At 61.0% G+C, this 12913-nt stretch carries 9 protein-coding genes; 6 read left to right on the forward strand and 3 right to left on the reverse strand.

The window, feature by feature from the left end; translation table 11 throughout:
• The first annotated feature begins 684 nt into the window (after positions 1-684).
• The 4 genes from ACVRRC_RS10960 (at position 685) to ACVRRC_RS10975 (ending at position 6967) form a co-directional block, all read left to right on the forward strand.
• A complete protein-coding gene (locus ACVRRC_RS10960; RefSeq protein WP_084904126.1) occupies positions 685-3570 on the forward strand; it encodes a ribonucleoside-diphosphate reductase subunit alpha in 2886 nt (961 codons plus the stop codon).
• A gap of 270 nt (positions 3571-3840) precedes the next feature.
• On the forward strand, positions 3841-5088 hold the full coding sequence (locus ACVRRC_RS10965) for a ribonucleotide-diphosphate reductase subunit beta (protein WP_061374396.1): 1248 nt from the start codon (positions 3841-3843) through the stop codon (positions 5086-5088).
• 117 nt (positions 5089-5205) lie between these two features.
• Positions 5206-5988, forward strand: coding sequence for a DUF2971 domain-containing protein (locus tag ACVRRC_RS10970; protein WP_472997009.1), 783 nt, complete (start codon positions 5206-5208; stop codon positions 5986-5988).
• 163 nt (positions 5989-6151) lie between these two features.
• Positions 6152-6967 (forward strand): DUF6216 family protein, encoded by an 816-nt coding sequence (locus ACVRRC_RS10975; RefSeq protein ID WP_472997010.1) that lies wholly within the window; start codon positions 6152-6154, stop codon positions 6965-6967.
• A gap of 68 nt (positions 6968-7035) precedes the next feature.
• On the opposite strand, the gene gcvA is transcribed toward ACVRRC_RS10975, so the two are convergent.
• The gene (gcvA, locus tag ACVRRC_RS10980) at positions 7036-7941 is read right to left on the reverse strand and encodes a transcriptional regulator GcvA (RefSeq protein WP_472997011.1); all 906 of its coding nucleotides are present in this window, start codon (positions 7939-7941) and stop codon (positions 7036-7038) included.
• A gap of 117 nt (positions 7942-8058) precedes the next feature.
• On the opposite strand from gcvA, the gene ACVRRC_RS10985 reads away from it, so the two are divergent.
• Together ACVRRC_RS10985 and ACVRRC_RS10990 are read left to right on the forward strand one after the other, a co-directional pair.
• Positions 8059-8778, forward strand: coding sequence for an FMN-dependent NADH-azoreductase (locus ACVRRC_RS10985; RefSeq protein WP_472997012.1), 720 nt, complete (start codon positions 8059-8061; stop codon positions 8776-8778).
• A 161-nt stretch (positions 8779-8939) separates the two neighbouring features.
• Positions 8940-9635 (forward strand): GNAT family N-acetyltransferase, encoded by a 696-nt coding sequence (locus tag ACVRRC_RS10990; protein ID WP_472997013.1) that lies wholly within the window; start codon positions 8940-8942, stop codon positions 9633-9635.
• A gap of 24 nt (positions 9636-9659) precedes the next feature.
• On the opposite strand, the gene ACVRRC_RS10995 is transcribed toward ACVRRC_RS10990, so the two are convergent.
• Positions 9660-10403 (reverse strand): class I SAM-dependent DNA methyltransferase, encoded by a 744-nt coding sequence (locus ACVRRC_RS10995; protein WP_472997014.1) that lies wholly within the window; start codon positions 10401-10403, stop codon positions 9660-9662.
• A 141-nt stretch (positions 10404-10544) separates the two neighbouring features.
• Positions 10545-12776, reverse strand: a complete 2232-nt coding sequence (katG, locus tag ACVRRC_RS11000) for a catalase/peroxidase HPI (protein WP_011912791.1) — start codon at positions 12774-12776, stop codon at positions 10545-10547.
• Between the last annotated feature and the right edge of the window lie 137 nt (positions 12777-12913).

Consider the following 12913-nt stretch of genomic DNA (forward strand, 5'->3'; position numbering starts at 1 on the left):
CGCGTCAGGCCACAAACCGAACAGCGCGCATTGTACCCAACGCCTGCCCGCGCACGATGCACAAAAAACGTGCAGGGGCAAACACAACATCTAGTGTCGGCCCAATCCGTGGAAATACGCCCGGCGGTGCGTATTTCGTCGGCTTTCGCGCAGGCGCCGAAGCCATGCGGGCTGTGGCCGGGCGCTGTGCTTTAACCCACAAAGGGCTCACACCTTATCCACAGCTTATCCCCGGAGGCGGTCTTGCATTGGCCCCGAGCCAGCATTATCTTGTCGCCTCTGCGCGTCCCAGCCCCTAGATGTTGGGTTCTGGCACGCGAAAGGACACAAGTGAAGAAATATCGAGCCGGGCGCGCAGCCCTCCTCCCGATCAGTTCTGCAACATTGTTCGGCGCCTCAGGTCAAGCGCAACAGCAAGACCGCAAGGCCGCCATGACGACTTCAAGCCCGGATCTAGCAGCTGTGCTCGGAGCCACGACAAAACACAACATATTGTGTTGACAGTTCCTCCAGCCTGACTATCCTTCCGGACACCGACTCCGCCAGCGAATGGCCAGGGTCACGTTTTCCTTGCGACACACATGCGCCCGCCATGCGGGGCATGGCTTATGCAACAGACAACGCCGTGCTCAATCGAGCCCGCAGACAGATAGAACCGCGACCAGAAGAGAATCCGGAGCCCCCATGCAAAACCAATCCACTCGCGAGAACCCGCTATCAGCCGATGCACCGGATCTGGCGGCTACCGCCCCGGGCCAGCTGCGCGTGATCAAGCGCAACGGTACCGTCGTCCCCTACACCGACGACAAGATCACCGTCGCCATCACCAAGGCCTTTCTCGCAGTGGAAGGCGGTAACGCTGCCGCTTCCTCGCGCATCCATGACACCGTCGCGCGTCTGACCGAGCAGGTCACCGCCACCTTCCGCCGTCGCATGCCCTCCGGTGGAACCATCCATATCGAGGAAATCCAGGACCAGGTCGAACTGGCCCTGATGCGTGCCGGCGAGCAGAAGGTTGCCCGTGACTACGTGATCTACCGCGAAGCCCAGGCCGTCAAGCGCAAGAGCGCCAGCGGCAGCAGCGACATCGCCCAGCCGCACCCGAGCATCCGCGTAACCCGCGCCGATGGCAGCCAGCAGCCGCTGGACATGGGCCGCCTGCAGACCATCATCACCGAGGCCTGTGAAGGCCTGGCCGAAGTCGACGGTGCGCTGATCGAGCGCGAGACCCTGAAGAACCTCTACGACGGCGTGGCCGAGAAGGACGTCAACACCGCGCTGGTGATGACCGCCCGCACCCTGGTCGAGCGTGAGCCGAACTACAGCCAGGTCACCGCGCGTCTGCTGATGGACACCCTGCGTGCCGAAGCCCTGGGCTTCCTCGGCGTAGCCGAGTCCGCCACTCACCACGAGATGGCCGATCTCTACGCCAAGGCCCTGCCGGCCTACATCGAGAAAGGCGTCGAGTTCGAACTGCTCGATTCCAAGCTCAAGAGCTACGACCTGGCCAAGCTGGGCGCCGCGCTCAACCATGAGCGTGACCAGCAGTTCACTTACCTCGGCCTGCAGACCCTGTACGACCGCTACTTCATCCACAAGGACAACGTCCGCTTCGAGCTGCCGCAGATCTTCTTCATGCGCGTCGCCATGGGCCTGGCCATCGAGGAAGAGCAGAAAGAAGCCCGCGCCATCGAGTTCTACAACCTGTTGTCGTCCTTCGACTACATGGCCTCGACGCCGACCCTGTTCAACGCCGGCACCCTGCGTCCGCAGCTGTCCTCGTGCTACCTGACCACCGTGCCGGACGACCTGGGCGGCATCTACGACTCCATCCGCGACAACGCCCTACTGTCCAAATTCGCCGGCGGCCTGGGCAACGACTGGACCCCGGTACGCGCACTGGGCGCCTATATCAAGGGCACCAACGGCAAGAGCCAGGGCGTCGTGCCGTTCCTTAAAGTGGTCAACGACACCGCCGTGGCGGTCAACCAGGGCGGCAAGCGCAAGGGCGCAGTCTGCGCCTACCTGGAAACCTGGCACCTGGACATCGAGGAATTCCTCGAGCTGCGCAAGAACACCGGTGACGACCGTCGCCGTACCCACGACATGAACACCGCTAACTGGATTCCGGACCTGTTCATGAAGCGCGTGTTCGATGACGGCCCCTGGACCCTGTTCTCCCCGTCCGACGTACCCGACCTGCACGACCTCACCGGCCGCGCCTTCGAGGAGCGTTACGAGTACTACGAGGAACTGACCAAGTACGGCAAGATCAAGCTGTTCAAGACCCTGCCGGCCAAGGACCTGTGGCGCAAGATGCTCTCGATGCTGTTCGAGACCGGCCACCCGTGGCTGACCTTCAAGGACCCGTGCAACCTGCGCAGCCCGCAGCAGCACGTGGGCGTAGTGCACAGCTCCAACCTGTGCACCGAGATCACCCTGAACACCAACAAGGACGAGATCGCCGTCTGCAACCTGGGCTCGATCAACCTGGTCAACCACATCGTCGACGGCAAGCTGGACGCGGCCAAGCTGGAGCGCACCGTGCGCACCGCCGTGCGCATGCTCGACAACGTCATCGACATCAACTACTACAGCGTGCCGCAGGCGCAGAACGCCAACTTCAAGCACCGTCCGGTGGGCCTGGGCATCATGGGCTTCCAGGACGCCCTGTACCTGCAGCACATCGCCTACGGCTCCGATGCCGCCATCGACTTCGCCGACAAGTCCATGGAAGCCATCAGCTACTTCGCCATCCAGGCCTCCTGTGACCTGGCCGACGAGCGTGGCGCCTACTCCAGCTTCGAAGGCTCGCTGTGGTCCAAGGGCATCCTGCCGCTGGATTCCCAGCAGATCCTCATCGAGGCCCGTGGCCAGAAGTACATCGACGTCGACCTGAGCGAATCCCTGGACTGGGCGCCGATCCGCGAGCGCGTCAAGAAAGGCATCCGCAACTCCAACATCATGGCCATCGCCCCGACCGCGACCATCTCCAACATCGTTGGCGTGTCGCAGTCCATCGAGCCGACGTACCAGAACCTGTACGTCAAATCGAACCTGTCCGGCGAGTTCACCGTGATCAACCCGTACCTGGTCCACGACCTCAAGGCCCGCGGCCTGTGGGACCCGGTGATGGTCAACGACCTCAAGTACTACGACGGCTCCGTACAGCAGATCGAGCGCATCCCGCAGGATCTGAAGGACCTGTACGCCACCGCCTTCGAAGTCGAGACCAAGTGGATCGTCGACGCCGCCAGCCGCCGCCAGAAGTGGATCGACCAGGCGCAGTCGCTGAACCTGTACATCGCCGGCGCCTCGGGCAAGAAGCTCGACGTGACCTACCGCATGGCCTGGTACCGTGGCCTGAAGACCACCTACTACCTCCGTGCCCTGGCCGCGACCAGCACCGAGAAGTCCACCATCAACACCGGCAAGCTGAATGCCGTGTCCAGTGGTGGCAGCGAGGCGGCGAACTCCGCCAGCGCCGCGCCGGCTGCTGCAGAGCCGAAGCCGGCTCCGGTGCCGCTGGCTTGCAGTATCGATAACCCCGACTGCGAAGCCTGCCAGTAACAAAGGGAGGCGGACGCATCTGGACGGCGATCGCCGCGTTGCCTGCCGAGCCGGACCCCATCACGTACAACTGTACGCTCAGGGGTTCCGACTCGACAGGCGCCTTGCGCTCACTCGCCCAGCTCCGCCCTCGCACCGAGTGGTGCTGATTCGTCGCCCACTCCGACGGTCAGGAATGACCAACAATTCCGCGCTTTTGCGTGCAAACCAAAAGCCACCCAAATACATCCGACCGGCCAAGCCCCGGTCCCCGATCAGGAGCAATCGCACATGCTGAGCTGGGACGAATTCGACGAAGAAGAAACCACCACCGCCGCGCCGGCCACCGCTGCCGCGCAGCCGGCAAGCCAGACCGCCGCCAAGCTGGACAACGAAGCCGCAGGCTCCGTGGAAGAAGCCCGCGCCGTTGCCGCTGACGACTCCGACGCCATCGCCCGCGCCAAGCGCGCGCTGGACGAACTGGACGTGCGCGAAGGCCTCAACGAACTGGAAGGCGAAGCCGCCCGCGTGCGCGTCGACGAGAAGCGCATGATCAACGCCCGCGCCGACCTCAACCAGCTCGTACCCTTCAAGTACGACTGGGCCTGGCAGAAGTATCTGGATGGTTGCGCCAACCACTGGATGCCGCAGGAAGTGAACATGAACGCCGACATTGCCCTGTGGAAGAGCAAGGACGGCCTCAGCGAAGACGAGCGCCGCATCGTCAAGCGCAACCTCGGCTTCTTCTCCACCGCCGACAGCCTGGTCGCCAACAACCTCGTGCTGGCCACCTACCGCCTGATCACCAACCCCGAGTGCCGCCAGTACATCCTGCGCCAGGCCTTCGAAGAGGCGATCCACACTCACGCCTACCAGTACTGCATCGAATCGCTGGGCATGGATGAAGGCGAGATCTTCAACATGTACCACGAGATCCCGAGCGTCGCGAAAAAGGCCAGCTGGGGCCTCAAGTACACCCGCTCCATCTCCGACCCGACCTTCCAGACCGGCACCCCGGAGACCGACAAGCAGTTCCTGAAGAACCTCATCGCCTACTACTGCGTACTCGAAGGCATCTTCTTCTACTGCGGTTTCACCCAGATCCTCTCCATGGGCCGCCGCAACAAGATGACCGGCACCGCCGAGCAGTTCCAGTACATCCTGCGTGACGAGTCCATGCACCTGAACTTCGGCATCGACATGATCAACCAGATCAAGATCGAGAACCCACACCTGTGGGACGCCGAGATGAAGGACGAAGCGACCCAGATGATCCTCCAGGGCACCCAACTGGAAATCGAATACGCCCGCGACACCATGCCCCGTGGCGTGCTGGGCATGAACGCCGCGATGATGGAGGACTACCTCAAGTTCATCGCCAACCGCCGTCTGACGCAGATTGGGTTGAAGGAAGAGTATCCGGGTACCACCAACCCGTTCCCGTGGATGAGCGAGATCATGGACCTGAAGAAGGAGAAGAACTTCTTTGAGACTCGTGTTATCGAATATCAGACTGGTGGGGCGTTGAGCTGGGATTGATTCCAAGCACTCACTGAAGAGATTAAGAGCGCTTTACCTGAACTGGATTTTGGGGTGGCGAGTAAGAACAGAAGCCCCGCCTTGTGCGGGGCTTTTTTATTGGGCTAGGGTTACGCCTTGAAACAGACACTATACAAATACTACTCAACAGCGACAGCAACCCAACTCTCCAGAGCTATAGAGACACTTAGCGGAAGAATATATTTTTCCGCACCATCAAAATTCAACGACCCCTTCGAGCTATCCGCAAAAGTAAATATATCCACATCACCGCTCGTAAAATCCCTCAGCCTGAAGGAAAAAGAAGCAGTGGAGCGAATATTTCGCCTCAGGCCCCCTGAGGCCGTATCCGCCGAATGGCGAGAAAAAATCGGCATTCTCTGTTTAACAGAAGACCCGCTAAACATACTTATGTGGTCACACTATGCCAATAACCACACTGGAATATGCATCGGCTTCGACACAGAGGTTTCGCCATTCAACAGCACCAAAAAAGTCACCTACAACGGGGAAAGACCAAAAGCAGAGTTCAACTCGGAGCCAGAAATGCTAATTGACAGAGTACTACTTACAAAATCACAGCACTGGCAATACGAAAAAGAATGGAGAATTCTAAAAAGAACAATAGAACCCGACGAATTGAATTTTTATCATGAAACGTTCAAAACCAATCCAGATCGACTAGACGAGATAGCAGAAACTATTGAGCAAAACGGAGGACCTGGCACCTACAGCTTCGACAAAAGCGCAATCCGAAGCATATTTCTTGGAGCCCGGACAACACCGAAAAATAAAGAATCATTAATCCAAGCAGCTTCCATGCTCATCCCACACGCAAAAGTGTTTCAAACCGAGCTTGATAACAACTATTTCTGGATAAACAAAAAAAGACTCAGATGACGAATAGCCAGACAGAAAGGGACAGCGAGGTAGTCTGGATCCGGAACCGGGGCTTACAAGGGGGCGCCTATCTCGCTGTATCCATGCGGCTCGTCCTCCGCGGCAGTAGGCCAAACAACGGGGCGAACCTCGAAAGCCCTCAGGGAAAATAAGGCAAACGAAAATGACTGATCTTTTTCAATGGACAAACAACAAGTTAACTTTAATCGTGCCCATATTAAATGCGCTATTCATCTCAGCGCTATTTATTCACTTCTACTTCCGCGCAGGATCTCTATTATTCATCAGAGATAAGCTCTGGCACTACCTGGGCGGAAAAGAAAGCTTCTATACTTCTGAGCTAGAACAATTGAGAAAAGACGCTCGCGAACTGGAACATTTTCGATTTGAATTCAACGCTCCAGCTCAATCCATAAAAGATGCGCGACTATTCGAAAGATGGGTTTCAGAAAAAGAGATATCTCTTACCAGCATAAAGAAGGCTAGAGAATATATTGACTGGAGCGACTTTTCCGACTTAAAAACCAAGGACTTTAATTACAATATCAGATCAAAAATAACCCTTACCTGGGCTATAACACTTTACGCAACATTTGCATTACTTGTTTCTCTCATTCTTAGTCCATACCTTTTCTTACACTTCGGCGACCCGGCAAGATCAGATACTTTTTACATGTCTACCAAAGAAGCCAGATTCGGTTTCTTCATAGGCTCGCCAACACTAAATATAGAAAATTGCCTAGACCTCAAAATCAGAGAAACAGTTGAAAACACATACAATATTACTGATGAACAGATTGAGATTATTTGCCTAGCCTTTTCCAACGAAAAAGATCAGGAACACTTACACAATGAAATATCTAAGCAGCGAATTGCAATGAGCCTTTTTGCTGTCATGCTGCTATATTTCTTCTTCGCAGCAATAAAGCGCTCCGCAAAATTATCAGCGGCACGAAAAATCCATGAAAAGCTCGCTTGATCCATCACTTTCCCTAGCGAGGTAGCGTGGAAAAGGCTTCGCCATTTTCCACGCTACGCTGCGGCGAACTAGCCCATCAGCTCACACAACCCACCCGGCACAGCCATCACCCACTCCCTCACCGCCCGAACCGTCGGGTCATCCCGACGGCTCTCGGGATACACGAGGTGAAACGGCTTGCCCTCCATCTCCGGCCCGAACGGCTGCACCAGCCGCCCTTCCCTCAGTTCATCTTCGATCAGCTGCCGACTCATCAGCGCCACACCCTGCGCGCCGATGGCGGCGGAGATGGCGTGGGTCTCGTCGGAGAACACCAGCCCGGCACTCACATCCAGCCCCGGCACGTTGGCGAGCTTCTGCCACGACGCCCAATGAATCGGCGCGGACAAGGCGGCTTGCGCACGGAAGTGGATCAACGGGTGTTTGGGCAGCTCGGCTACACCCCGCAAGCCGAGGTGCGGGCTGCAGACCGGGACGAAGGTGTTGTCGAACAGCTTCTCCGCCACCAGTCCCGGCCAGCGGCCATCGCCGTAGCGAATGGCGATATCCGCCGTGACGCCATCCAGCGCAACCGGTTCATGGGAGGTGTGGAAACGCAGGTCGATATCAGGATGGGAATCGCGCAGCAGGCAGACCCAGGGCACTAGCCAGCGCACCGCGATGGCCGGTGTGGTGCTGAGGGTGATTGCCTGGCGGCAGGGCTTCGCGCTCAGGCGTTCGACCGTGGCGCTGATGCTGTCGAAGGCCGTTTCCAGCGTCTGTTGCAGCTCGCGCCCCGGATCGGTCAATCTCAGCTTTCGCGGTTTACGCAGGAACAGCGCCACGCCGAGCGACTCCTCCAGCGAGCGAATCTGGTGGCTGATCGCCGTGGCCGTGACGGACAGCTCCTCCGCAGCCTGTTTGGCGCTCTCGTGGCGAGCGGCGGCTTCGAAGGCTCGCAGCGCAGAAAGCGAAGGTAAGCGGCGGTGCGCCATGGCTGAGTTTCACTCATCTGTAGTTGGAAGAAATGGTCGTTTGTCGCTCGTACAGCCTAGCCCTAGGCTGGATCTACCGCGAACGACAGATGAATTCAATCACAGAGGAGAATCGCCATGACACATCTTCTGCACCTCGACGCCAGCGCCCGCCCCGGCCTTGCCGGCAAGGACGAACACGGTTCCCACAGCCGCAACCTCAGCCAGCGCTTCATCAGTCAATGGTTGGCGCGTCGTCCGCAGGATGGCGTGAGCTACCGGGACATCGGCCAGAACCCGCCCTCTTTCGTCAGCCACGACTGGATCGCGTCGGCCTTCACGCCAGAGGAGCGTCAACAACCCTGGATGAAGGATGCCCTGGCCGAAAGCGACAGGCTGGTGGACGAACTGCTGGCCGCCGATGTGCTGGTCATCGGCACGCCGCTTTACAACTTCGGCATGCCGGCGGCGCTCAAGGCCTGGATCGATCAGGTGGTGCGCCTGAACCGCACGGTCGGGCTGGACGAGAGCAACCCGCTTGATCCCTACGTGCCCATGTTGGCGGATCGGGAGCGGCACGCGGTCATCCTCACCGCCCGGGGCGGCGTAGGCTTCGGCCCCGGAGGGGCGATGGCGCATATGAACCATCTGGAGCCGAACCTGGCGACCGCGCTGGGGTTCATCGGCATCACCCGCATCCACCAGATCGCCATCGAGGGCCAGGAGGTGGGGGGCGAGCTGCTGGCCAATTCGGTGGCTGAGGCGCTGCGTCAGGTGGATGCGCTGGTGGCGCAGCTGCAGAGCACCGTCGCCGCGCCAAGCCCCCGCGTCAGCCAGCGCCAGGCAGAAGCGAGCTAGCGAGCCTGTATGGCGGCCGGACGACGCGAGCGAAGCGGCGTTCGGTCGCCGCGACTGGGCGGAGCATCCCGCTCATTGGGGCGATACGGAACCGACTTCCCTCTCCCCTGCCTGCCCCTGGGCCTTACAATGCCGCCTTTGCCGCACAGCCCGGAGCCCCCATGTTCACCCTCGCCCATCTGGAAACCCCGCCGCCGGAAGCGCTGAAAGGCCAGCTGCTGCAGATGGTGGTGGACTACCTCGGCGACATCAGCGCCGTCTCGCTCACGCCGAGCAACCTGCTGTACCCGCTGTATCAGTACGTGGTGGGGCTCGAGGTGCATCGCTATCTCGACAGCATGGACGGTGCGCAGCCCGGCAAACCGGAGTTGATCATGGCGCTGGATGCGGAAGATCCGGCGACGCTGCTCGGCTTCGCGCTTTACCTGCCGTATGTGGACGACCCCGAAGCCTGTGCCCTGGTCTACCTGGCCGTGACCGCGGAGCAGCGCCGGCAGGGCATCGGCCGGGCGATGGTCGAACAGATGCTGTCGCGCTATCCCCACGCGGAGGTGGCGTGCGTGGCGGGCAAGGCCGGGTACTTCGAGGCGCAGGGCTTCATGCCGCTGGTAGCGCGCGGCCCGCAGGTGCTGATGAACACGCGGAGCCAGGCTTCAGACGGTGCGGTGGCGGTGCAGGATCTGCAGCCCATCTTCCAGTCCAAGGAGGTCCGGCAAATCTACAGCTACCTGGTCAAGCAGCACGGCCAGAGCGCCATGAAGGCAGCCGAGAAACAGCGCGACCTGCTGCTCGACGAGCTGGCCCGACAGGCCGATCAGCTGATCGGCCTGCGCACCTCGGCCAAGCGGTTGCACTGATCGCGCTAGCTGCGTGCACGCCGATCAGCGCTTCACGCAGGCGAAGATGGCGTTGCCGGACGCCGTGTCCCACGGAGCGATCTTCTGGTAGTCGTGCTCGAGCACATGCACCTCGAAATACGGCTCCAGCAGCGCGATCAGTTCAGCGAAGCTCACCGCCACCATCGGATGCTCGTCCTGCCAGACCTGACTGGCTCCGGCCAGCGTCTTTTCGATGCGCAACCGCAGCAATTGCCGCTCGCCCTGACCGCTGTAGTACCAGCCGGAACTGAAGCCGAACAGGCCATCGGCATGGTGAGCGGTGTGAGACACGTATGAGCGGTTGTCGATCCGCTGCTTGTCCACGGCGTTGAAGCAGAACAGCCCCTGGTCGGCCAGCGCGGCGTGCACATGGGCGATACAGGCGGCGAGCCGCTCGAGCCCGGCGCTGTAATGGATCGAGTACAGGAAGCAGGTGATCAGGTCGACCGGCCGATCCAGGCTGAAGCTGCACATGTCCTGCAGCGAGAAGCGCGCCTCCGGGCAACGCAGCGTGGCCCGGTCCAGCATCGGCTGATTGATGTCCAGCCCGCTGCTGTCGTAGCCCGCATCGATGAAATGGCGCACGTGCGGCCCGGTTCCGCAGGCGAGATCCAGGTGCCGTCTTCCACCATTGCCGAACAAGTGCTGCAGCCGCTGGACGGCACTGCTCTGGGCGTCGTAGTCGATATCGGCGCACATGAGGTCGTAGTAACCCGACAGGTCGGTATAGATGGCGGTGCCGGGCATGCTGGTCTCTGCTGAGCGAGGCGCTGGGGGCGCGCATCATAGCCGGGCCGCAGGAAAATCGCGCGGCAAACCTGTGGCGCAGGTACTTGCCGGTCAGGCTTGAAAGCAACGGCGGCGCCCCGCAGGACGCCGCCGCGGCACCTAGGCCGACAGTTTCTGGCTGAACTGATCGGCGGGTTTGCCGATGTCCATCCGGTCGGCGTTCATCACCTTGTCCCACGCCTTGGCGAAGTCGCGCACGAACTTCTCGTTGCCATCGGCCATGCCGTACACCTCGGCCTGGGCGCGCAGCTCCGATTGCGAGCCGAAGATGAGGTCCACACGGGTCGCCGTCCAGGTGGGCTGGCGGGTCTTGCGGTCCAGGCCCTGGAAGCGGTTCTTGTGCTCGGTGGCCGTCCACTCGTTCTTCATGTCCAGCAGGTTGACGAAGAAGTCGTTGGACAACACGCCGACGCGGTGGGTGAACACACCGTCCTGACTGCCGCCGGCATTGGCGCCCAGCACGCGCATGCCACCGACCAGCACGGTCATCTCCGGTGCGCTCAGGCGCAACAGGTGCGCCTTGTCCACCAGCGCTTCCTCGGGCGCCATGAAGTGGGACTCGTGGTAGTAGTTGCGGAAGCCGTCGGCCACCGGGCGCAGCGCCTCGAACGACTGCGCGTCGGTCCACTCCTCCAGCGCATCCATCCGCCCCGGGGTGAAAGGTACGGCGACATTCACGCCGCCATCCTGCGCGGCCTTCTCGATGGCCGCACAGCCGGCCAGCACGATCAGGTCGGCCATGGAAACCTTCTTGCCACCGGTCGCCGAGCCGTTGAAGTCACTCTGTATCTCGCCGAGCTTCTGCAGCACCTGCGCCAGCAGCGGCGGGTTGTTGATCTCCCAGTCTTTCTGCGGAGCGAAGCGAATGCGCGCGCCATTGGCTCCGCCGCGCTTGTCCGAACCGCGGTAGGTCGCCGCCGAGGCCCAGGCCACCGACACCAGGTCCGATACGGAAAAGCCCAGGCCGAGGATCTTCTGCTTGAGCGACGCGATGTCGGCGTCGTCGATCACCGGGTGGTCGCGCTCGGGAATCGGGTCCTGCCAGATCAGCTGCTCCTTCGGCACTAGCGGGCCGAGATAGCGCGCGATGGGGCCCATGTCGCGGTGGGTCAGTTTGAACCAGGCGCGGGCGAACGCGTCCGCGAATTCGTCCGGGTTCTCGAGGAAGTGGCGTGAGATCGGCTCGTAGATCGGGTCGAAACGCAACGACAGATCGGTCGTCAGCATCGTCGGCTTGCGTTTCTTGTTCGGGTCGAAGGGATCGGGGATGATTTCCGGGGCATCCTTGGCCACCCACTGGTGCGCACCGGCCGGGCTCTTGGTCAGTTCCCATTCGAAATTGAACAGGTTCTCGAAGAAGTAGTTCGACCATTTGACCGGCGTCTGGCTCCAGATGACTTCCAGCCCCGATGTGATGGCGTCCGGCCCGATGCCGGTCTGGAACTTGCTGCGCCAGCCCAGGCCCTGGTCTTCGATCAGCGCGCCTTCCGGCTCCGGCCCGATGAATGAGGGATCGCCCGCACCGTGGGTCTTGCCAAAGGTGTGGCCGCCGGCGATCAGCGCCACGGTCTCGTAGTCGTTCATGGCCATGCGGGCGAAGGTTTCGCGGATGTCGACGGCCGCGGCCTTCGGGTCCGGGTTGCCGTTTGGACCTTCCGGGTTCACATAGATCAGGCCCATCTGCACCGCACCCAGGCCCGGGTGCAGCTGGCGTTCGCCGCTGTAGCGCTCGTCACCCAGCCAGGTGCCCTCAGGCCCCCAGAAGAGTTCTTCCGGCTCCCAGGTGTCGGCACGGCCGCCGCCGAAGCCGAAGGTCTTGAAGCCCATGGATTCGAGCGCGACGTTGCCGGTGAGCACGAACAGGTCTGCCCAGGACAACTTGCGTCCGTATTTCTGCTTGATCGGCCAGAGCAGGCGTCGCGCCTTGTCCAGCGAGGCGTTGTCCGGCCAGCTGTTGAGCGGAGCGAAGCGTTGCTGCCCGCCGCCCGCGCCGCCGCGGCCGTCGGTGATGCGGTAGGTCCCGGCGCTGTGCCAGGCCATGCGGATGAAGAGGCCGCCGTAATGGCCGAAATCGGCCGGCCACCAGTCCTGCGAATCGGTCATCACCTTGTGCAGGTCGGCGATCACCGCATCGAGATCGAGGGAGTTGAATTCGGCGGCGTAGTCGAAATCGCCACCGTAGGGATTGGAGCGTGGCGAGTGCTGGTTGAGCGATGTCAGGCTCAGTGCTTCAGGCCACCAATCGCGATTGCTAGGGCGTTTGCGCGGTGCGCCGGCGCCATGACCGAGTGGGCAGCCGCCCCCGGCATTTTCTCCAGATTCGGCGTTCATGTTGCATTCCTCACGTGGTTGTCGTTAGCGGCCAGGCACCGCTCAGGAAACCCTAGCACCCGGTCCGCTCGGCGTAGGGCACCGCACGCTGCCAGCGGGGCCGATCTGCCGTGCCGACAATCGCTAAAGACGCTGAA

It is taken from the genome of Stutzerimonas sp. LR2, from assembly GCF_055755175.1.

Excerpts from the sequence above, each read along its gene's own strand:
- ACVRRC_RS10960 (WP_084904126.1), top strand. The coding sequence starts at position 685 with ATGCAAAACCAATCCACTCGCGAGAACCCGCTATCAGCCGATGCACCG.
- ACVRRC_RS10965 (WP_061374396.1), top strand. The coding sequence starts at position 3,841 with ATGCTGAGCTGGGACGAATTCGACGAAGAAGAAACCACCACCGCCGCG.
- ACVRRC_RS10975 (WP_472997010.1), top strand. The coding sequence starts at position 6,152 with ATGACTGATCTTTTTCAATGGACAAACAACAAGTTAACTTTAATCGTG.
- gcvA (WP_472997011.1), bottom strand. The coding sequence starts at position 7,941 with ATGGCGCACCGCCGCTTACCTTCGCTTTCTGCGCTGCGAGCCTTCGAA.
- ACVRRC_RS10985 (WP_472997012.1), top strand. The coding sequence starts at position 8,059 with ATGACACATCTTCTGCACCTCGACGCCAGCGCCCGCCCCGGCCTTGCC.
- ACVRRC_RS10990 (WP_472997013.1), top strand. The coding sequence starts at position 8,940 with ATGTTCACCCTCGCCCATCTGGAAACCCCGCCGCCGGAAGCGCTGAAA.
- ACVRRC_RS10995 (WP_472997014.1), bottom strand. The coding sequence starts at position 10,403 with ATGCCCGGCACCGCCATCTATACCGACCTGTCGGGTTACTACGACCTC.
- katG (WP_011912791.1), bottom strand. The coding sequence starts at position 12,776 with ATGAACGCCGAATCTGGAGAAAATGCCGGGGGCGGCTGCCCACTCGGT.